This is a genomic window from Kineosporia sp. A_224 (genome assembly GCF_002198655.1).
GTDB lineage: Bacteria > Actinomycetota > Actinomycetes > Actinomycetales > Kineosporiaceae > R-H-3.
This window is the reverse complement of sequence record NZ_MWLN01000157.1, coordinates 1-19,479: the sequence shown is the minus strand read 5'-3', so window position 1 is coordinate 19,479 and position 19,479 is coordinate 1. Positions and strand designations below refer to the sequence as shown.

Genomic DNA, 19,479 nt, shown 5'->3' with positions numbered 1-19,479 from the left:
AGGTGGGCCGGCCCCGGACGACCCGGCCCCGGCCCACCTCACCGCCGCCCGCGCGGGCCTCGCGGCCCGGGTCGACGACCTCGTCGACCGGGCACCGCTCGACAGCGACCTGGCCTCGACCCAGGAGTGGCTCGGGCACGTCGACCGGCTCCTGCGCGGCGACCTCGCAGACCTCGACCGGGCCCGCGTCCTGGAGTGCCGCGCCATCGTGCGCTCCTACCTCGTCGCCCCGGACCGCAGCCACGCCGCGGCGTCCCACGCCGACGCCGTCGAGGCCGCCCGGCTCTACGAGGCGAACGGCGACGTGCTGCGGGCCGCGACGAGCTACGCCGCCGCCGCGACCGGCGCCGCGCAGGTCGACGACGTGGCGACCGCCCTGGAGAACGCCGTCCGGGCGTTGCTGGCCTTCGACACCCTCGCGCAGGCGCCGGCCGACCCGCTCGCCGAGGCCCGGCTCGCCAACGCGCTCGGGATGCTCTGCTACCAGCTCTTCGACTACGGGCGCGCGGTCGAGTTCTACGAGCACGCGATCGCCCACACGCTGCTCGTCGGCGACCGGCAGCGGTGGTCGATCGCGACGTACAACGCGGCCGAGGCGCTCGTCCACCAGGCCCGTCACCTCGAGCGTGAGCTGAGCCCGGGGCTGGCCGGGGCGGCCCGCGAGGGGCTGCTCTCCCGCGCCGAGGGGCTCGCCGCCCGGCTCGTCGCGGAGGCCGAGCCGGCCGCGGCCCGCCTCGTCGACGCACCGCGGCTGCTCGCCGACGTCCTCTGCGAGCGCGGCCGGGCCACCCAGGCCTGGCCCCTGCTGGAGGCGGCGCGCAGCGCGGCCGGCGACCCGCCGTCCCGCGGCCAGGCCGGTGCGCTGCACCTCGTCCGCGGCCGCTGCCTGCACCTGCTCGGCCGGCACCGGGAGGCGCTCGCCGAGCTCGACGCCGCGATCGAGGTCGGCGGCGAGGACTACGACGTCGCCGAGCACATGAGCGCCGTCGAGCTGCGCTCGCTCGTCCGGGAGGCGGTCGGCGACCTGCAGGGTGCGCTCGCGGACGCCCGGCTCGTCGGCGAGCGGTCCTGGGCCCGGCACCGGCGGCAGATCGCGACGTTCGTCGGGCAGCTCTGGTCCCGGGCCGGCGCCGAGGGCGAGCGGCGCGACCTCGAGGCCCGCGCGGCCGACCTCATGCGCACCGCCGAGCAGGACCCGCTCACCGGGCTGGCGAACCGCCGCTCGATGGAGCGCTTCCTCGACCAGCTCCCCGAGTCCGGCACGGCCTGCCTCGTGCTCCTCGACGTCGACCACTTCAAGCAGGTCAACGACCGCTTCGGGCACGTCGTCGGCGACGAGGTACTCCGCGAGGTCGCGACGCTGCTCGGCCGCGGCGTCCGGGCCGTGGACCACGTCGCCCGCTGGGGCGGCGAGGAGTTCATCGTCGTCCTGCCCGGCGGCTCGACCGCGCTCGGCGTCGAGGCGGCCAACCGGCTGCGGCAGCGGATCGAGGAGCACCCCTGGGCCGGCGTCCGGACCGGGCTGCGGCTCACGGTGAGCGCCGGCGTCGCCAGCGGTGACGTCACCGACCTCGACGCCGTCCTGCACCGGGCCGACGCGGCGCTCTACGCGGCCAAGCGCGGCGGGCGCAACCTCGTCCGGTCCGCCTGGTCCCCGCAGGACCCGGAGGGGCCGACGCTCGTCGTCCAGCTCCCGCCGGACGACGAGACGGCCGAGGCCGTCGTGCTCCGCGCCGAGGCCTGAGCCGCTGTCCGCCATCCCCTCGCGGGCCGGCGGACGACACCGGTCGGCGGGTCGCACCCGCCCTGCGGTACGGAACGGGTCCCCGGGTGAGGCACGCTATGACGGTGAGCCCCTCCCGTCCGCCCGGCTGGTACACCGACTCCGCCGACCCCGCGCGCGAGCGCTGGTGGGACGGCGGCGAGTGGAGCCACGTGACGCGCCCGGGCCCGGAGCGGCCCGCGCCGGCCGGCCGGTCCGCGCGCCCGGCCCCGGCGCCGTCCTACGGCCCCGGCGGGCAGGGCTACGGGCAGGGCGTCGGGCAGGAGCCGGGGCCGGGGTACGGCCCGCCCGGCCAGGGCCCCTACGCGCAGTGGCGGCCGATGCCGTTCACCGGCCCCACGACGCCGGACGGCGTCCCGCTCGCGGCGCCCGGGCAGCGCCTGGTCGCACGCTTCCTCGACTACCTCATCACCTCGACCGTCTCGGCGGTGGTCGGGCTGCCGTTCCTCCTGCCGTTCGTCACCGAGCTGCAGGACAAGCTCGACGCCTCGGCGGCCACCGGTGCCCGGGTCGACGTCGTGACGATGTTCCGCGACATGCTCGCCGACCCCGAGCTCACCTCCCGGCTCGTCGGGTTCCAGATCGTGTCCCTGATCGTGAGCGGGCTCTACACGGTGCTGCTCGTGCGGTTCAAGGGCGCGACCGTCGGCAAGCTCGCCGCCGGGGTCCGGGTGCGCGGCTGGGACCGCGAGGGCCGCCCGTCGTGGACCCAGGCGCTCGCCCGCTGGGTGACGCGCGAGGGCGTCCAGGTCGTGCCCTACGTCGGGGGCCTCTACTGGCTGCTCGACAGCGTGTGGCTGCTCTGGGACCCGCGCCGCCAGGCGCTGCACGACAAGGCGGGGAACACCGTCGTCGTCCGCAGCCGCTGACCTTCCGCCGCTGACCCGAGGGCTCAGACCAGACCGAGCGCCTGCAGGTCGAGGACGACCTCGGCGACGTCCGCGGTGTCGACGGACGCGAGCGCGGAGCGTACGGCCGCGGCCTGCACGGGCGTCGTCGTGCGCAGGTCGCCCGCCAGTGCCGCGGCCCCGGTCGCGGTGAGCAGGGCCTGCACGGCGCCCGCGTCCGCCCCGTCCGCCGCGGCACGGACGGCGAGCAGCAGGTTGAGCAGCCCGGGGAGCTCGTGCCCCGCGCCCGGGTCGCGGACCGATCCGGGGAGCGCGCCCGGGGCGCCGGTCACCCGGAACGTGAGACCGAGGCCGACCGCGTGCCGGACGAAGGCGGCGAGGTCCGCGACGGGGGACGCGACGTCGACCGCGACGTGCTCGGTGCCGTCCTCGGCGACGACGTCGAGCGCCGCCGCCCAGCCTTCGACGAGCGGCACCTGGATCCACGCGGGGGCGCTGAAGTCGAGGATGTCGAGCAGCACCGCCGCGGCCGCGGCCGGGTCGGCCTCGCGGGGGAGCGCGAGCTGGACGCCGACGACCTCGACCCGGTCCTCGTCGAAGAGCCCGTTGCGGGCCTCGCGCAGGTTCGTCAGGCCGTCGCGCTCGTCCGTCGCGTCGGCGACGAGGTGCACCTGCAGGTCGCGGACGCCGTCCGGCAGCGCCGCGCGGAACTCCTCGAGCGCGCTGGCCCGCAGCACGAGCGGGCCGACGAGGTCGGCGTGGTCGGCGAGCCGGTGGGCCGCGTGCGCGACGGGCCCCGAGGTGTCCGCGAGGACCGCCACGAGGAGCGCGAGGTCGACCGGCACCGTGGCGGTGCCGGGGCTGTCGGGGCTGTCGGGGGAGCGGTCCGCGGGCATGCCGCCGACCCTACCGACGGACGGCCGGGCGGCCGGTCAGCGACCGGCGACGACCGGCTCTCCGACGAGCTCGGCGCCGGCGTCGGAGAGCTGGGCCAGGGCGGCGTCCGTCGTCGCCGGCGCCACCCCGGCGGTGAGGTCGAGGAGCACCCGGGTGGCGAACCCGTTCGCGACGGCGTCGAGCGCGGTGGCCCGGACGCAGTGGTCGGTCGCGATGCCGACGACGTCGACCGCCGCGACGCCATGCCCGCGCAGGTACTCGGCGAGGCCGACCCGGTCGTCCCCGAGGTCGGCGGCGCCCTCGAACCCGGAGTAGGCGGCGGCGGTCTCGCCCTTGGTGAACCACGCGTCGACCCCGCTGGTGTCGAACGCCGGGTGCGGGTCCGAGCCCGCGGTGCCGACGACGCAGTGCGCCGGCCAGGAGTCGACGAAGTCGGGCTCCGCGGCGAAGTGGGCGCCCGGGTCGACGTGGTAGTCCTTCGTCGCGACGACCGCCGCGTACTCGTCGCGGTGCGCGGCGACGTACGCGCTGATCGCAGCGGCCACCCCGGCCCCGCCGGCCACGGGCAGCGAACCGCCCTCGCAGAAGTCGTTCTGGACGTCGACGACGATCAGCGCTGTGCTCACGGCCGCAGCCTACCGAGCGGGCCCGCCGGACCCCAGGTGGCCGCCGCCCGCCGGCATCGGGGCGGGTCAGGCACCCGGCCTGTACAGCCGAACCGGGCCTGGGGCGACGGCGACTGTTCACCCGGGGTGCCTGAAGGGGTGCGGCGTGACCGTCGCGGTGTACGGGCGGTCGGTGCGGAGGGACAGCTCCGATCTCAGGTAGGCGGTCAGGGTGGCGGCAGCTGCGGGGTTCAGGACGTCCTTGGCGTCCCAGCGGACGACGGTCAGGCCGGCCCGGCGCATCCGCTGCTCCCGGCGGCGCTCGGCATCGAGCACCTGCGCGAGGCGTTCGGCGTCGAGGCCGCCCCGTTCGGCGGCGCGCAGCCGGTACTTGGCCTTGCCGTCTGCCTCGCCGACGACGCCCTCCTGCCAACCGGCGTCGCCGCGCCCGACGAACCCGGCGCTGTCGGCGACGCCACGACCTGGCGCGCCTGGACGATGCCTGGCCGGCCGCCGAGCAGGTCGACGGCCGCGACGAGCAGCGGCGCCGCCACGAGGGAGCGAGCGGCCGCGTCGGCGATCGCCAGCGCGTCGACCGGCGGCAGCACCCGCAGGCAGTCGGTGACGGTGCGCACCGGGGAGGTGACCAGCACGCCACGGCGCCGAACGACGCCCTGCTCCGGCAGCGGTGTGACCACGATCCGGATGCCGTCGCGGTTGCGGTGCGGCCCGTCGGCGGTGAGCAGGACCGGGTCGCCCCAGCCGCCGAGCGGGCATGGCAGCCCCCACAACCGGGCTGCGTGGGCGCGCCCGACGACGACCTCGCGGCGGGTCGAGGCGAGCGCGGCGACCAGTCTGCCGTCGTCGGCCCCGAGCCCGGCGCCGCCCGGCACCGGGGTGACGAAGACGTTTCGGCGCAGCACCTTCCACTGCCCGTGCTCGATCCGCCAGGTGATCTGCCGGTCGGTCAGCCCGGCGCGGCGGGCCTGCGCGCGGCTGACGACGACCGGCAGCAACGGGTCAGGTGGGCGCACCCTGCGGCTGTTCGGCATGCCCCAGGCACCCCGGAGGTACGTCCGGAGGCCGCCGGGCCCTCCTCGAACGTGCATGTCAGGTGCCTGAGCGGTGGAGCGGGAGGAAGTGGGGCCGGGGGAGTGCCACGGGCCGTCAGTAGCGCCGCTCGAGCAGCGTCGGGATCGCCGGTTCGCCGCGGGACAGCTGGCGGGCCGTCGCGGGCAGCTCCGCGAGCGAGGCGGCGTGCCGGTCCCGGGCCGCCGCGAGCGGCTCGGCGCCGACCGCGGTGCCGTGCTCGACGAGGGGGAGCAGGAGCATCCGGTCGTCGCCGTCGTCGATCGGCTCGTGCCCGATCCCGACGACCTCGGCCTGCGCGACGCCGTCCGTGGTGCGGCGCCGCATCGCCCACTTCCGGCCGCCGACGCTCGCCTTGTCGGGGCTGCGCTTGGCGACGCCGACCATCTCGCCGTCCGCCCCCTCGCGGGCGACCAGCTTGTAGACGAGCCCGGCGGCGGGCGCGCCCGAGCCGGTGACGAGCGACGTCCCCACGCCGTAGGAGTCGACCGGCGCGGCCGCGAGCGCGGCGATCGCGTACTCGTCGAGGTCGCTCGTGACGACGATCCGGGTCTTCGTCGCGCCGAGCTCGTCGAGCAGCGCGCGCACCGACGTCGCGAGCTCGAGCAGGTCGCCGGAGTCGAGGCGGACGGCGCCGAGCCCGGTGCCGGCGACCTCGACCGCCGTCCGGACGCCGGCCATGACGTCGTAGGTGTCGACGAGGAGCGTCGTCCCCGTCCCGAGACTGGCGACCTGCGCCGTGAACGCCGCGCGCTCGTCGTCGTAGAGCAGCGTGAACGCGTGCGCCGCGGTGCCGATCGTCGGGATGTCGTAGCGCCGGCCGGCCTCGAGGTTGCTCGTGCCGGCGAAACCGGCGACGTAGGCCGCCCGGGCCGCGGCGACGGCGGACTCCTCGTGGGTGCGCCGCGACCCCATCTCCAGGCAGGGCCGGCCGTGCGCGGCGGTCGTCATCCGGCTCGCCGCCGCCGCGATGGCGCAGTCGTGGTTGAGCACCGAGAGCACGAGCGTCTCGAGGATGACCGCCTCGGCGAACGTGCCCTCGACGACGAGCAGCGGCGAGCCGGGCAGGTAGGTCTCGCCCTCGCCGTAGCCCCACACGTCGCCGGTGAAGCGGTAGCCGGACAGCCACCGCAGCGTCTCCGCGCCGACGACGCCGGCCTCCTCGAGCGCGACGAGCTCGTCGTCCTCGAACACGAAGCGCTGCAGGGCCTCCAGCAGCCGGCCGGTGCCGGCGACGACGCCGTAGCGGCGGCCCTCGGGCAGCCGGCGGGCGAAGACCTCGAAGACGCACCGGCGCTGCGCGTCGCCGCTGCGCAGCGCGGCCTCGAGCATCGTCAGCTCGTAGTGGTCGGTGAGCAGCGCCGTGGAGGCGACGGCGGCCGACGTGTGGGCCTGGGCGCGCGCGGGGGTCACGATCGGCAAGCGTAGGGCGTGCCCCGCGGGGGTGCCCGGGTCAGGCGGAGCGGCGGCGGCGCTCCTCGACGGCCCGGCGCAGCCCGGCGGGCTCGACCCCGAGCTCGGCGAGGATCCCGGCGGCGACCGTGTCACCGCCGCGGAGCAGGCCCAGGAGCACGTGCTCGGTGCCGATGAAGCCGTCGCCGAGCCGCAGCGCCTCGCGCAGGGAGAGCTCGAGCGCCTTCCTGGCGTCGCGGCCGAACGGGATGTGCCCGCGGCCCGCGCCGCCCGGACCGCGCAGCAGGACGACCTCGGGCTCTGCCGGGCGGCGCGACCGCCGCACGAGCCGGCGCAGCCCGCGCGGGGCCGGGTCGGGGGCCGTGGCCTCGAGCGCTCCCGGGCCGAACGCCGCCTCGACGGCGGCCCGGATCCGGTCGAGGTCGAAGCCCAGGGCCGCGAGCGCGGCGGCGTCCTCGTCGGGCGCGGGACCGCCGGCCGGGGCGATCGGGTCCCGCCGGAGCACCCGGCGCAGCGCGCGCTCGGCGTCCTCCTCGGTGACCCCGCGCTCACGCAGGAGCCTCGCCGTCGCGTCGTCGGCGGTGAGCAGGGCCAGGAGCAGGTGCGAGGTCCCGATCGCGGGGTGGTCCAGGCGGCGGGCCACGTCCTGGGCGCGGACGACGACCTCGCGGGCCTGCTGGGTGAAACGCTCGAACACGGGGTCCTCCAGGGGTGGGCCGGCGCGGGGCAGGGCGGTCAGAGCCGCTTGCCGTGCTTGCGGTGGACGGTCTGCTTGGTGACGCCGAGCGCGGCCGCGATCTCCTGCCAGGACCAGCCCCGGGCGCGGGCGTTGCGCACCTGGAGCGTCTCGATCTGCTCCAGGAGCCGGCCGAGGGCGGCGACGGCGCGCAGCCCGACCTCGGGGTCGAGGCTGTCGAGGTCCTTGGCGATCTCGGCGGGGGTCCCGGTCGTCGTCATGCGCGTCAGCATATGCTGACGTCTTGTCGATCGTCAACATATGCTGACGCCGTCCACAGGTGGTGCGGGCTGCGCGGGACAGGGTCGCCCGGCGCCCTACAGTGGACGGGTGTCCGTGGCGCCCGTCGAGCTCGAGCAGCCCGAGGTCGAGGAGAGCCTGCTGCTCGACTCGGGCTGGGTCACCATCGTGTGGAACGACCCGGTCAACCTCATGTCGTACGTGTCGTACGTGTTCCAGACCTACTTCGGGTACCCGGAGTCGAAGGCGAAGAAGCTCATGCTCGACGTCCACGAGAAGGGCCGGGCCGTCGTCTCCAAGGGCGGCCGCGAGGAGATGGAGCGGGACACCGAGGCGATGCACGAGTTCGGGCTCTGGGCGACCTTCCAGCGGGACCGCTGAGTGGGCGGCCCCTTCAAGCGCACCGGGGACCGCGTCCTCGTCATGCTCGCCGCCCCGGAGCGGGCCGTCCTCGCGCAGCTGCTCGCCGACGTCCGCACGATGCTCGCCGCCGAGGGCCCGGACGACGCCCCCGCCGCCGACGACGACCCGGCGTCGGCGCCCGCCCCGGCCCGCGAGCGCGACCCGCTCGCGGACCTCGTCGGGGTCGACGACGACTGGCTCGCGGCGGTCACCGCCGGCGCCGGCCGCGAGGAGGAGCCGCTCGACGAGCGGCCGGCGTCCGAGCGGTTCGAGGACCCGGCGGTCGCGCGCCTGCTGCCGGACGCGAACCGGGAGGACCCGAAGGTCTCCGCCGAGTTCCGCCGGCTCACCGAGGCGGGGCTGCGCAGCCGCAAGCGCGCGACCCTGGACCGGGCCGGTGCGGCGCTGCGCCGCCCCGACCCCGTCGTGCTCGACGCCGACGAGGCGCAGGCGCTGCTCAAGGGGCTCACCGACGTCCGGCTCGTCCTCGCCGAGCGGCTCGGGCTGCGCACGGACCAGGACGCGGAGATGATCCACGCCGTCCTGTCCGGGATGAGCGACTCCGAGGAGCCCTGGGTCGTCATGGCCGGGCTCTACGACGAGCTCACGTGGTGGCAGGAGTCGCTCGTCCGCGAGCTGCCCCGCTGAGCCCGTCCAGATCGGCCGCTTGTGCGTACGTGAGGCGGAACACCCGTCCCGGCGCGACCGCCGCCGCGGGCGCTGGCTTAGGCTCGCCTGCGTGACCGACGCACCGATCGGCATCCTCGACAGCGGCGTGGGGGGACTCACCGTCGCGCGCGCCGTCCTGGACCAGCTGCCCCACGAGCCCATCGTGTACGTGGGCGACACGGCCCACGGCCCCTACGGGCCCAAGCCGATCGCCGAGGTGCGCCGGCACGCCCTCGCCGTCATGGACTCGCTCGTCGAGTCCGGCGTCAAGATGATCGTCATCGCGTGCAACTCCGCGAGCGCCGCGACCCTGCGCGACGCCCGCGAGCGGTACGACGTGCCGCTCGTCGAGGTGATCCAGCCCGCCGTCCGGCGCGCCGTGGCGGCGACCCGCAACGGTGCGATCGGCGTCATCGGCACCCGGGCCACGATCGCGTCGCAGGCCTACGAGGACGCGTTCGCCGCGGCACCGCAGCTCGAGATCACCCCGATGGCCTGCCCGCGCTTCGTCGAGTTCGTCGAGCGCGGCGTCACCGGCGGCGCCGACCTGCTCGAGGTCGCCCACGGCTACCTCGACCCGGTCAAGGCGGCCGGCGTCGACACGCTCGTGCTCGGCTGCACGCACTACCCGCTGCTCACCGGGGTGATCTCGTACGTCATGGGCGAGGACGTCACCCTCATCAACTCCGCCGAGGAGACCGCGAAGGACGTCTACCGGCGGCTCGTCGCGCACGGCCTCGAGCGGGACCCCGCCCTGCCGGCACCGCAGCACCGCTTCCTCGCGACGGGGGACCCGGAGCCCTTCACCCGGCTCGCGCGGCGCTTCCTCGGCCCCGAGGTGACGGTCGCCGAGCACGCCGGTGTCTTCGCGTGAGGCTCACGGTCGTCGGCTGCTCCGGCTCGTTCCCGGGCGTCGGCTCCCCGGCCTCGTGCTACCTGCTCCAGGCCCCGGACGACGTCACCGGCGAGACCGTGTCCGTCGTCGTCGACCTCGGCAGCGGTGCCCTCGGCGCGCTCCAGCGGTACGTCCGGCCCGACGGCCTGGCCGCCGTCCTGCTCTCGCACATGCACCCGGACCACTTCATGGACCTGTGCGGCCTCTACGTCGCCCGGCGCTACGACCCGGCCGGGCCGGCGCAGCCGCGGCTGCCGGTGCACGGGCCGTCGAACGCCCTCGCCCGGCTCTCGGAGGCGTACGGCGAGGACGGCGTGGGGAAGATGGAGCACGTCTACGACGTCGTGCCGTGGGTCGGGGACGTCGACCAGGAGGGCGCCGAGCCCGACGACGGGAGCACCGTCCGGGTCGGCCCCTTCACCGTGACCGCCCGGCGGGTGGACCACCCGGTCGAGGCGTACGGGATGCGCGTCGAGCACGGCGGCCGGGTCCTGGCGTACTCCGGGGACACCGACACCTGCGACACGCTCGTCGACCTCGCCCGGGACGCCGACGTCTTCCTCGCCGAGGCCTCCTTCCAGGAGGGGCGCGACGACGAGCACCGCGGCGTGCACCTCACCGGCCGGCGGGCCGGAGAGGTCGCGACGGCGGCCGGCGCCCGGTCCCTCGTGCTCACCCACCTGCCGCCGTGGACCGACGCGGCCGTCGTCCTCGCCGAGGCGAAGGACGCCTACGACGGGCCGGTCCGGGTGGCGGCGCCGGGCCTCGTCCTCGACGTCTAAGGTCTGCCTCGGGGCCCGCCCCGTGCCCCGGCCGAACCACCGAGGAGCCCGCATGGAGGTCGTCGACGCCCGCGTCCGGCTGCCGCAGGACCGCCGTCCGTCCGGGTCGTACGCCGCCCCGCCCCGGGTCACCGAGCAGTACGACCGGGTGCTGGACCTGTCGGCGAAGATGAACGCCGGGTCGCTCGGCGCGCTCCTCGCCGAGCTCGACGCGGCGGGCGTCGGCCGGGCCGTCATGCACGCCGAGACCGAGGGCGGCGAGGACGCCGACGCGCTGAACGCGGCCCTGCGCGGCGTCCTCGACGAGCACCCCGGGCGGTTCGTCGGCGTCGGCTGCGTCGACATCGGCCGGCCGTTCCCGGGCCGGCTCGCCACCGATGCGGTGCGCTGCGCGGACCTGGGGTTCGTCGGCGTCTCGTTCCAGCCGGCCTTCTTCGGGCGCGACATCGACGACCGGCACCTCTACCCGCTCTACGCGCGCGCCGAGGAGCTCGGCCTGCTCGTCGCCGTCCACACCGGCGTCACGTACAGCCGGATGCACCCGCTGCGCCACGAGCGGCCCGAGATGCTCGACCAGGTCGCGTGCGACTTCCCGGACCTGCGCCTCGTCGCCTGCCACGCGGGCTGGCCGTGGGCGACCGAGTTCGCGGCCGTCGCCCGCCGGCACCCCACGGTCTTCCTCGAGTTCGGCGGCCTCGCACCGAAGTACGTCGCCCGGCCCGGCACCGGCTGGGACGCCCTCTTCGGGATGATGCGCAACGTCCTGTCGCAGCAGGTGCTCTACGGCAGCGACTGGCCGGTCATCGCCCCGACCCGGGCGCTCGCCGAGTGGCGGGCCGCGGGCCTGCCGGACGACGCGCTCGCGGCCCTGCTCGGCGGCAACACCCGCCGCCTCCTCGGGCTCGACGCGACGCCGGCGGGCGCGGCGCCGGTCGCATGACGACCCTCGCCGGGCTGCTCGCGGCGGCGGCGGCCGAGGCCGGCGAGCGGGTCTTCCTGCGGACGGCGGACGGCGACACGACGTACGCCCAGCTCCTCGCCTGGTCGCACGCCGCCGAACGGTCGCTGCGGGGGCTCGGCGTCGGCGCCGGGGACGCCGTCGCGGTGCTCGCCGGCAACAGCGCCGAGCAGGTCGCGGTCTGGTTCGCGCTCAACCGGATGCGCGCGCTGCACGCGCCGCTGAACACCGCGCTGTCGGGGCCGCGGCTGGCGCACGCGCTGCGGGTCAGCGGTGCCCGGCTCGTCGTCGCCGACCCGGCGCTCGCGCCCGTCGTCGAGGGCGCGGACGTCGTCGACCTGCGCGACGTCACCGGACCCCGCCCACCCGTCGGAGCCCGTTCCGCCGCAACGGTTCCGGCCCCGTCGGCGGGCACGGACGACGAGCCCGATCTCGACACCGCCACACTGCTGTTCACCTCGGGCACGACCGGCCCGTCGAAGGCGTGCGCGCTGTCCCACCACTACCTCGTGCGGGCCGGGCAGATCCACGCGGCCGCGCTCGGGCTGCGCGGCGACGACGTCCTCTACTGCCCGTTCCCGCTGTTCCACATCGACGCCGCGACGCTCACCGTGTCGGCCGCGCTCGCCGTCCGCGCCACCGCCGCGCTCGACGTCCGGTTCAGCGCCTCGGGGTTCTGGCCGCAGGTCCGCGCCACGGGGGCCACCGTCTTCAACTTCATGGGCGCCACGCTGACGATCCTCTGGAAGCGCGACCCGGAGCCGGGCGACCGCGACCACCGGGTGCGGCTGGCGTGGGGCGTCCCGATGCCGGAGTGGGCCCCGGCGTTCGAGGAGCGGTTCGGCGTCCCGCTGCGGCAGGTCTACGGCCTGACCGACGCCGGGGTGCCGGTCTACGACCCGCCCGGCGAGCGCCGTCCAGGAGCCGCGGGCCGGGTTCTCGCCGAGTACGAGGTGCGGGTCGTCCGCCCCGACGGCGCGGACGCCGGGCCGGGGGAGCAGGGCGAGATCCTCGTCCGCGGCCTCGAGCCGGGCCTGGTCATGAACGGCTACCACGGCGACCCGGACGCCACCGCGCGCACGCTCGCCGACGGCTGGGTGCGCACCGGCGACCTCGGGGCGCTCGACCTAGACGGCTGGCTGACGTTCCACGGCCGGCTCAGCGACTCGATCCGACGCCGCGGCGAGAACATCTCGTGCTTCGAGGTCGAGGAGGTCGTCGGCAGCCATCCGGACGTCCTCGAGGTCGCGGCCCTCGGCGTCCCGAGCGAGCTCACCGAGGAGGAGGTCATGGTCTTCCTCGTCCCGCGGCCGGGCCGCACCGTCCGACCGCAGGAGGTGCGCGAGCACGCGCTCGCCCACGGCCCGGCGTACATGGCCCCGCGCTACGTCGAGGTCGTCGCCGCGCTGCCGAAGACGCCGACCGAGAAGGTCGAGAAGGTCGCGCTCGCCGCGCGCGGGGTCGGCCCGGGGACCTGGGACGCCCAGGCGCCCCAATAGGCTGCGCCCATGACCCTCCGCCCCGACGGCCGCACCCCGCAGGACCTGCGAGACGTCAAGATCACCCGCAACTGGCTCGACCACGCCGAGGGCAGCGTCCTCGTGGAGTTCGGCCGGACCCGCGTGCTGTGCGCCGCCTCGTTCACCGAGGGAGTGCCGCGCTGGCGCAAGGGCTCCGGGCAGGGCTGGGTCACCGCCGAGTACGCGATGCTCCCGCGCGCGACGAACACCCGCGGCGACCGCGAGTCCGTCAAGGGCCGGATCGGCGGCCGCACCCACGAGATCTCCCGGCTCATCGGCCGCTCGCTGCGGGCCGTCGTCGACACCAAGGGCCTCGGCGAGAACACCGTCGTCCTCGACTGCGACGTCCTCCAGGCCGACGGCGGCACCCGGACGGCGGCCATCACCGGCGCGTACGTCGCGCTCGCCGACGCGATCGCCTGGGGCCGCGAGCGCAAGCTCGTCAAGGCCGGCGCCCAGCCGCTGCTCGACTCCGTGGCGGCCGTGAGCGTCGGCGTCGTCGACGGCCGGCCCGTGCTCGACCTCTGCTACGACGAGGACGTCAAGGCCGGCACCGACATGAACGTCGTCTGCACCGGCGACGGCCGGTTCGTCGAGGTCCAGGGCACCGCCGAGGGCGTGCCGTTCGACCGCGCCGAGCTCGACGCGCTGCTCGACCTCGCGGTGGCCGGCTGCGCCGACCTGCGGGTGCTCCAGCAGGCCGCCCTCGAGGAGAGCCTGGCGCGATGAGCCGGCTCGTCCTCGCGACCCACAACGCGCACAAGGTCGAGGAGCTGCGCCGGATCCTCGGCGACGCCGGCCTGCCCGTCGAGCTCGTCGGCATGGACGCCTTCCCGGACGTCCCCGACACCGCCGAGACCGGCGTGACGTTCGCCGAGAACGCCCTGCTCAAGGCGCACGCCGTCGCCGCGGCGACCGGGCTGCCGGCGGTCGCCGACGACTCGGGCCTGTGCGTCGACGTCCTCGGCGGGGCGCCGGGCGTCTTCAGCGCCCGCTGGTCCGGCCGGCACGGGGACGACGCCGCGAACCTCGACCTGCTCCTCGCCCAGGTGTCCGACATCGCCGACGACCGCCGCGGCGCGCACTTCGCGTGCGTCGCGGCGCTCGCCCTGCCGGGCGGCGTCGAGCGCGTCGTCGAGGGCCGGATGACCGGTGTGCTCGTGCGGGAGCGCCGCGGCACGAACGGGTTCGGCTACGACCCCGTCTTCGTGCCGGTCGGCGAGGAGCGTACGACCGCCGAGATGGAGCCCGAGGAGAAGGACGCCATCAGCCACCGCGGGCGTGCGTTCCGCGGGCTGGTGCCGCACATCGCGGAGCTGCTCGGGGGCTGACGCACCCGCCGGCAGGACCCGTCGTCAGGCGCTCCAGGCCCCGAGCACCCGCAGCCAGCTGCCGCCGAGGACGAGTGCGAGCTCGGCCTCGGACAGGCCGCGGTCGAGCAGGTGCCGGGTGAGCGCCGGGAGCCGGGCCGGGGTGGGCAGGTCGTCGACGGCGAGGACGGCGCCCGGCGGCGGGAGGTGCTGGGGGTCCCAGAGCAGGTCGCCGACGTCGCGCGGGCGGCGGGTGCCGCCGCCGGCGGCCGGGTCGACGTCCGGCCAGGCGTGCGCCGCGTACGCCTCGAACCCCCAGAACCAGTCCAGCCCGAGCCCGACGTGCTCGGCGCCCGCGACGTCGACGGCGTGCAGCACGTGGTCGCCGAGCACGGAGAGCGGGATGCGGGCGGTCCCGGCGAGGAAGGCCGGCACCGCGACGACGCCGACGACGCCGCCACGGGCGGCGCACGCCCGGAGCTGCTCGTCGGTGAGGTTGCGCGGGTGGTCGTACAGGGCCCGGCACCCGTTGTGGCTGAAGACGACCGGGCGCCCGGAGACCTCGATCGCGTCGAGCGTCGACCGCACACCGGCGTGCGACCCGTCGACGACGAGGCCCGCGTCGTTGCACTCCTCGACGAGCCGGCGGCCGAACCGGGACAGCCCCGCGTCCGTCTCCTCGACGCAGCCGTCGGCGGCCGGGGTGCGCAGGTTGTAGGCGAGGCCGGTCATCCGCAGCCCCGCGGCGTGCAGCTCGTGGACGAGGTCGAGGTCCATGCCGAACTGCGTGCTCGTCTGGGAGTGGGCCATGACGGCGAGCCGGCCCGACGCGCGGGCCCGCTCGACGTCCGCCGGGACGTCCTGCGCGAGCAGCAGCCGGTCGTCGCGGGCCACGGCGGCGCGCAGCCACGCGAGCGTCCGGAACGCCGTCGCGGCGTCGGGCATGACGTCGAGGTACGGCCGGACGTGGGCCGAGTGCCGCCACGTCGGGTCGATGCTCTGGCACACGAGGTCGACGCCACCGGCGAGGCAGTCGTCGGCCCAGCCCGGCACCCCCTCGGTGACGAGGTTGGTCACCATGTCGACGACCGGTCCGGCGTGCAGGCGGGCGACGGCGTCGTCCCGGGGGGCTGCGGTCATCGGGCCATCGTGCCGCCGGCGGGTGGGTCCCGTCAGCAGGCACCGACCCACGAGCACTCGAGCTGCGACTCGTCGACGACCGTCGCGGGGTCGTCCGGGACGGTGACCGACCGCGGCGGTGCGCCGGGACCGGTCCCGGTGCTGCCGTCGTCCGCGGACTGCGGCACCGCGCCCGCCGCGGACCCCGACCGGGCCAGCGCGACGGCGATCCGGTCCTCGAGGTCCTTGACCCCGGCCGCGACGAAGTCGGTGATGATCACCGAGAACACGAGCCGGCGGCCGCCCGCGGTCGTCACGTAGCCGGACAGCGCCGAGACCGAGGTCAGGGAGCCGGTCTTCGCGTGCACGTTGCCGGCGGCGGCGGTGCCGCCCATCCGGTACCGCAGGGTGCCGCCGACGAGCCGGTCGGTGCGCCCGGCGACCGGCAGCGCGGCGTACCAGGTCGGGAACCAGGTCTTCCCGCGGACGGCGCGCAGCAGGTTCGTCACCTGGTTCGCCGTCAGCAGGTCGGTCCGGGACAGCCCCGACCCGTCGCTCATCCGGATCGCCGACGTCACGACCCCGTTCGCCGCGAGCCAGGTGCGGATCGCGCCCGTGCCGGCCTCCCATGTCCCGGCACCGGCCTGCTTGCGGCCGATCGCCTTGACGAGGGCCTCGGCGTGGCCGTTGTTCGACAGCTTGAGGAACTTCGTGAGCAGGGTCGCGAGCGTCACCGAGGAGTCGGTCGCGATCCGGGTCGCCGTCGTCGGCGTCGCGGCCCGGCGCAGCACGGGTGCGGCCGAGAAGCGGATGCCGCGCTTCGCGAGGGCGGCGCGGAAGACGTCGGCGGCGACGTACGAGGGGTCCCAGATGCTCAGCAGCCGCCGGCTCGCGACGCCGCCGGCGGGCACGGACCCGGTGACGACGAACCGGTTGCTGCCGTGGGCGCGGACGACGCGCAGCGTGCGGGCGCTGCCCGCGGCACCCGTCGTCGCCCGGTTGTCGACGGTGTACCGGGTGCTCGCCGGCACGAACGACACGGTGGGCCGGCTGCCCCGGGCGGCGGGGCGGACCGTCACGGCGACGGCACCCGCGTCGTAGTCGGTGTCCGGGGCGATCGTCAGCGCGGAGACCTGCGCCGAGTACGCGTAGGGCTCGTTGTCCCACGACCAGGCGGGCCCGAGCCGGACGGCGTCGAAGGCGGTGTCGTCGACGCCGAGGTAGCCCGAGACCGACGTGATGCCGGCAGCGGCGACGGCGCCGGCGAGCCGGTCGTAGTCGGCGGCGAGCGTCGTGGGGTCCCCGGTGCCGCGCAGGTAGAGGTTGCCGGTCAGCCGGCCGCCGGAGACGGTGCCGGTGCGCGAGACCGACGTCGTGAACCGGAACGCCGGGCCGAGCAGGTCCATCGCCGCGGCCGAGGTGAGGAGCTTCTCGTTCGAGGCCGGGTTCCCGCGGACCGTGCCGTTGCGGTTGTAGAGGACCTCGCCGGTGACGGCGTCCTTGACGACGACCCGCTTCTGCGAGCCCGCGAGCCGGCCGTCGGCGAGGATCGTGTCGATCGTCGTCGCGAGCCCCGGGATCTGCGCCGCGGGCCGCACCGTCGCCTGGTGGACGTGGACGCCCGGCAGCGCCCCGCGCACGCCGACGGCCGTCTGCGCCACGAGTGCCGCCGCCGTCACGACGGCGAAGCCGATGCCGGCCGCCCGGCGTCCGTCGAACCCGGTCATGTGTCCTTCCCCGCGCGCGACCCCGTGTCACCGACGCGTACCGCCCCCGCGGACCCGCCCACCGTACGCGACCTAGAGTGCTCAATCAGTTACATTCAGTCATATCGGCGTGTGACGACGCCGGCCTTCCGGCTGGTGCCGTGCGCGCCGTCAGAGCCTCGTAAGGTCCCGCGGGCGCCGGTGCCGCATGCTGGGACCGTGGAGACCCGACCGCCCGACCTGAGCTTCCCGGAACCCGAGCCGCGCGGCCCCGGTGCGCCGTCCGGCCGCCCTGCCGGGCCGCCGCTGCCGGCCTGGGCCTGGGCCGGGCTCGGGGTCGCCGTGACGCTGCTCGCGCTCGGCGTCGCGCAGGTCGTGGCCCTCCTCACCGGCGCCTCGACCGCGCCGCTCGTCGCCGTCGGCGACGCCTTCGTCGACCGGACGCCCCCGTGGCTCAAGGACTTCGCCGTCGCGACCTTCGGGACGAACGACAAGGCGGTCCTCCTCGGCGGCGCGGCGGTCGTGCTCCTCGGGCTCGGGGCGCTCGCCGGGCTGCTCGCGCGCCGCCGCGCCGGGACCGCGTCCCAGGTCGTCCTCGGTCTCGGGGCCGTCGCGGCGCTCGCCGCCGCGACCCGGCCGGACGCCGGTGCGCTCGCCGTGCTGCCGAGCGTCGTCGGCGCGATCGTCGGCTCGGTCGCGCTGTCGGCGCTCGCGTCGCGGGCGCCCGGGGCGGGGGTGCCGTCCCCGGCCGGGTCCGCGCCGGCCGGTGGCCCGTCGTCCGGCACCGTGCCGTCCGGCACCGCGGACCGCAGGCGCTTCCTCCAGGTCCTCGGCGTCGTCGGCGCCGGGGGAGCGGCAGCGGTCGTCGTCGGCCGTGCGGTCTCGGCCCGGCTCGCGGGCGGGACGGCGTCCCGGGCGCAGGTCACGCTGCCGCGCCCGGCCGACCCGGCCCCGGCGCTGCCCGCCTCCGTCGAGGTCGGTGTCGACGGCGTCGTGCCGTTCCGGGTGCCGAACGCCGACTTCTACCGGATCGACACCGCGCTCGTCGTGCCGCAGGTCGACGCGGCGTCGTGGAAGCTCCGGATCCACGGGATGGTCGAGCGCGAGGTGACGCTCACGTACGACGAGCTCGTCGCGCAGCCGCTCGTCGAGCGCGACGTGACCCTCATGTGCGTCTCGAACGAGGTCGGTGGCGACCTCGTCGGCAACGCCCGCTGGCTCGGGCTGCCGATCAAGCCGCTGCTGGAGAAGGCCGGTGCCACCGCGGGCGCGGACATGGTGCTCTCGTCGAGCGCCGACGGCTGGACCTGCTCGACGCCGCTCGACGTCCTGCTCGACGGCCGGGACGCGCTCCTGGCGGTCGGGATGAACGGCGAGCCGCTCCCGGTCGAGCACGGCTTCCCGGTGCGGATGGTCGTGCCGGGGCTCTACGGCTTCGTCAGCGCGACGAAGTGGGTCGTCGACCTCGAGGTGACCCGGTTCGCCGAGGCCCAGGCCTACTGGACCCCGCGCGGCTGGTCGGAGAAGGCCCCGGTGAAGACCCAGTCCCGGATCGACGTCCCGGCGGCGGGCGCGGACGTCCGGGCCGGCACGGTCGCCGTGGCCGGTGTCGCGTGGGCGCAGCACCGCGGGATCGACGCGGTCGAGGTCCGGGTGGACGACGGCCCCTGGCAGCCCGCGAAGCTCGGCTCGGTGCCGAGCACGGACACCTGGCGGCAGTGGGTCCTCGCGTGGGACGCCACCCCCGGCCGGCACACGCTCGCCGTCCGGGCGACCGACGCGACCGGCACGCCGCAGACCGGTGACCAGGCGCCGCCCGCGCCCGACGGCGCGACCGGCTGGCACACGATCCAGGTCACGGTCACCTGACCCGACTGACACCTGCAAAGAATTTCTGAGGTCGGACCCATCCGGGCCGGGGGCGGCGCCGAACAACCGGCGTGACCACGACGAGCACGACCCCCCAGGCGCCCCGGGCTGCCACCGCCGGACGGCGTGACGTCCGCGGCGCGCTCGCCGCGGCGGCCGCCGGGGTCGTCTCGGGCGCCCTGACCCTCGGCGTCGCCGACCTCGCGGCCGGCGTCGTCGCCCCGGGTGCGTCCCCGGTGCTCGCCGTCGGCCGGGCCGCGATCGACCTGGTCCCCGGGGCGCTCAAGGACTTCGCCGTCGCGACGTTCGGCGCCTACGACAAGGTCGTCCTGCTCGCGGGCATCGGTGCCGTCCTCGTCGCCGCGTCAGCCGTCGCCGGACTGCTCGCCCGCCGTCGCCCGGCCGCCGGGCTCGCCCTCGTCGTGCTGCTCGGTGCGGCGGCGGTCGTCTCCGCGGTGACCCGGCCGGACGTCGACCCCGGCCTCGCGGGGATCCTGCGGGCCGCCGTCCCGACGGTGCTCGGGGTCGTCGCCGGGGGCACCGCCCTCGTGCTGCTCGCCCGGCGGCTGCGGGGGCCGCGTGAGGTCGCCGGCGGCACGTCGTCCGACCTGCCCGTTGCCGACCTGCCCGTTGCCGAC

The 19,479-nt window shown here is 76.3% G+C and carries 20 protein-coding genes and 1 pseudogene; 12 read left to right on the top strand and 9 right to left on the bottom strand.

What is annotated here, in order from left to right; translation table 11 throughout:
• Nucleotides 1-1,744 (top strand): diguanylate cyclase (locus EDJALFJO_RS13990; protein WP_088286215.1); only part of this gene is annotated, 1,744 nt, incomplete at its 5' end.
• A 104-nt stretch (nucleotides 1,745-1,848) separates the two neighbouring features.
• Entirely contained in the window at nucleotides 1,849-2,652 is an 804-nt protein-coding gene (locus EDJALFJO_RS13985) for an RDD family protein (protein ID WP_158220433.1), read from the top strand.
• 23 nt (nucleotides 2,653-2,675) lie between these two features.
• Here the strand turns inward: EDJALFJO_RS13985 and EDJALFJO_RS13980 are convergent, their stop codons facing one another.
• From EDJALFJO_RS13980 to EDJALFJO_RS13955, 7 genes are all read right to left on the bottom strand, one after another.
• Nucleotides 2,676-3,527, bottom strand: coding sequence for a hypothetical protein (locus EDJALFJO_RS13980; RefSeq protein WP_088286211.1), 852 nt, complete (start codon nucleotides 3,525-3,527; stop codon nucleotides 2,676-2,678).
• 36 nt (nucleotides 3,528-3,563) lie between these two features.
• Complete coding sequence (locus EDJALFJO_RS13975) at nucleotides 3,564-4,154, bottom strand: isochorismatase family protein (protein ID WP_088286209.1); 591 nt, start codon at nucleotides 4,152-4,154, stop codon at nucleotides 3,564-3,566.
• 117 nt (nucleotides 4,155-4,271) lie between these two features.
• Nucleotides 4,272-4,436, bottom strand: coding sequence for a hypothetical protein (locus tag EDJALFJO_RS34355; RefSeq protein ID WP_158220432.1), 165 nt, complete (start codon nucleotides 4,434-4,436; stop codon nucleotides 4,272-4,274).
• Nucleotides 4,418-5,185 (bottom strand): hypothetical protein, encoded by a 768-nt coding sequence (locus EDJALFJO_RS13970; RefSeq protein WP_143448568.1) that lies wholly within the window; start codon nucleotides 5,183-5,185, stop codon nucleotides 4,418-4,420. Before EDJALFJO_RS13970 ends, EDJALFJO_RS34355 begins: the two co-directional genes overlap by 19 nt.
• Nucleotides 5,186-5,300: 115 nt before the next feature.
• Nucleotides 5,301-6,635 (bottom strand): nicotinate phosphoribosyltransferase, encoded by a 1,335-nt coding sequence (locus EDJALFJO_RS13965; protein ID WP_088286221.1) that lies wholly within the window; start codon nucleotides 6,633-6,635, stop codon nucleotides 5,301-5,303.
• A 40-nt stretch (nucleotides 6,636-6,675) separates the two neighbouring features.
• A complete protein-coding gene (locus tag EDJALFJO_RS36095; RefSeq protein ID WP_088286205.1) occupies nucleotides 6,676-7,332 on the bottom strand; it encodes a Clp protease N-terminal domain-containing protein in 657 nt (218 codons plus the stop codon).
• A gap of 38 nt (nucleotides 7,333-7,370) precedes the next feature.
• Nucleotides 7,371-7,592 carry a helix-turn-helix domain-containing protein gene (locus EDJALFJO_RS13955; protein WP_088286219.1) on the bottom strand — a complete coding sequence of 74 codons (222 nt, stop codon included), beginning with the start codon at nucleotides 7,590-7,592 and terminating at the stop codon, nucleotides 7,371-7,373.
• A 109-nt stretch (nucleotides 7,593-7,701) separates the two neighbouring features.
• Between EDJALFJO_RS13955 and clpS the strand changes: the two genes are divergently transcribed.
• The 8 genes from clpS to rdgB all read left to right on the top strand — a co-directional run bounded on the left by clpS (nucleotide 7,702) and on the right by rdgB (nucleotide 14,168).
• Nucleotides 7,702-7,992, top strand: coding sequence for an ATP-dependent Clp protease adapter ClpS (gene clpS / locus EDJALFJO_RS13950; protein WP_233149862.1), 291 nt, complete (start codon nucleotides 7,702-7,704; stop codon nucleotides 7,990-7,992).
• Nucleotides 7,993-8,661 (top strand): DUF2017 family protein, encoded by a 669-nt coding sequence (locus EDJALFJO_RS13945; protein WP_088286202.1) that lies wholly within the window; start codon nucleotides 7,993-7,995, stop codon nucleotides 8,659-8,661.
• A 91-nt stretch (nucleotides 8,662-8,752) separates the two neighbouring features.
• The gene (gene murI, locus EDJALFJO_RS13940) at nucleotides 8,753-9,556 is read left to right on the top strand and encodes a glutamate racemase (protein WP_088286200.1); all 804 of its coding nucleotides are present in this window, start codon (nucleotides 8,753-8,755) and stop codon (nucleotides 9,554-9,556) included.
• A complete protein-coding gene (locus tag EDJALFJO_RS13935; protein ID WP_088286198.1) occupies nucleotides 9,553-10,359 on the top strand; it encodes an MBL fold metallo-hydrolase in 807 nt (268 codons plus the stop codon). Before murI ends, EDJALFJO_RS13935 begins: the two co-directional genes overlap by 4 nt.
• A 52-nt stretch (nucleotides 10,360-10,411) precedes the next feature.
• Entirely contained in the window at nucleotides 10,412-11,299 is an 888-nt protein-coding gene (locus tag EDJALFJO_RS13930) for an amidohydrolase family protein (RefSeq protein WP_088286196.1), read from the top strand.
• A complete protein-coding gene (locus EDJALFJO_RS13925) occupies nucleotides 11,296-12,816 on the top strand; it encodes an AMP-binding protein (RefSeq protein WP_088286194.1) in 1,521 nt (506 codons plus the stop codon). The genes EDJALFJO_RS13930 and EDJALFJO_RS13925 overlap by 4 nt, the downstream gene beginning before the upstream one ends.
• Before the next feature lie 9 nt (nucleotides 12,817-12,825).
• The gene (gene rph, locus EDJALFJO_RS13920; protein ID WP_088286192.1) at nucleotides 12,826-13,566 is read left to right on the top strand and encodes a ribonuclease PH; all 741 of its coding nucleotides are present in this window, start codon (nucleotides 12,826-12,828) and stop codon (nucleotides 13,564-13,566) included.
• The gene (gene rdgB / locus EDJALFJO_RS13915; protein WP_088286190.1) at nucleotides 13,563-14,168 is read left to right on the top strand and encodes an RdgB/HAM1 family non-canonical purine NTP pyrophosphatase; all 606 of its coding nucleotides are present in this window, start codon (nucleotides 13,563-13,565) and stop codon (nucleotides 14,166-14,168) included. Before rph ends, rdgB begins: the two co-directional genes overlap by 4 nt.
• Before the next feature lie 24 nt (nucleotides 14,169-14,192).
• On the opposite strand, the gene EDJALFJO_RS13910 is transcribed toward rdgB, so the two are convergent.
• Nucleotides 14,193-15,287 (bottom strand): dipeptidase, encoded by a 1,095-nt coding sequence (locus tag EDJALFJO_RS13910; RefSeq protein ID WP_088286188.1) that lies wholly within the window; start codon nucleotides 15,285-15,287, stop codon nucleotides 14,193-14,195.
• Between the two features lie 32 nt (nucleotides 15,288-15,319).
• The gene (gene dacB, locus EDJALFJO_RS13905; RefSeq protein WP_088286186.1) at nucleotides 15,320-16,993 is read right to left on the bottom strand and encodes a D-alanyl-D-alanine carboxypeptidase/D-alanyl-D-alanine-endopeptidase; all 1,674 of its coding nucleotides are present in this window, start codon (nucleotides 16,991-16,993) and stop codon (nucleotides 15,320-15,322) included.
• Between the two features lie 285 nt (nucleotides 16,994-17,278).
• On the opposite strand from dacB, the gene EDJALFJO_RS13900 reads away from it, so the two are divergent.
• Nucleotides 17,279-18,841: a molybdopterin-dependent oxidoreductase gene (locus EDJALFJO_RS13900; RefSeq protein WP_088286217.1), complete on the top strand. Its 1,563-nt coding sequence runs from the start codon at nucleotides 17,279-17,281 to the stop codon at nucleotides 18,839-18,841.
• A gap of 71 nt (nucleotides 18,842-18,912) precedes the next feature.
• Nucleotides 18,913-19,479: pseudogene (locus tag EDJALFJO_RS13895) on the top strand (hypothetical protein); the annotation flags it as partial.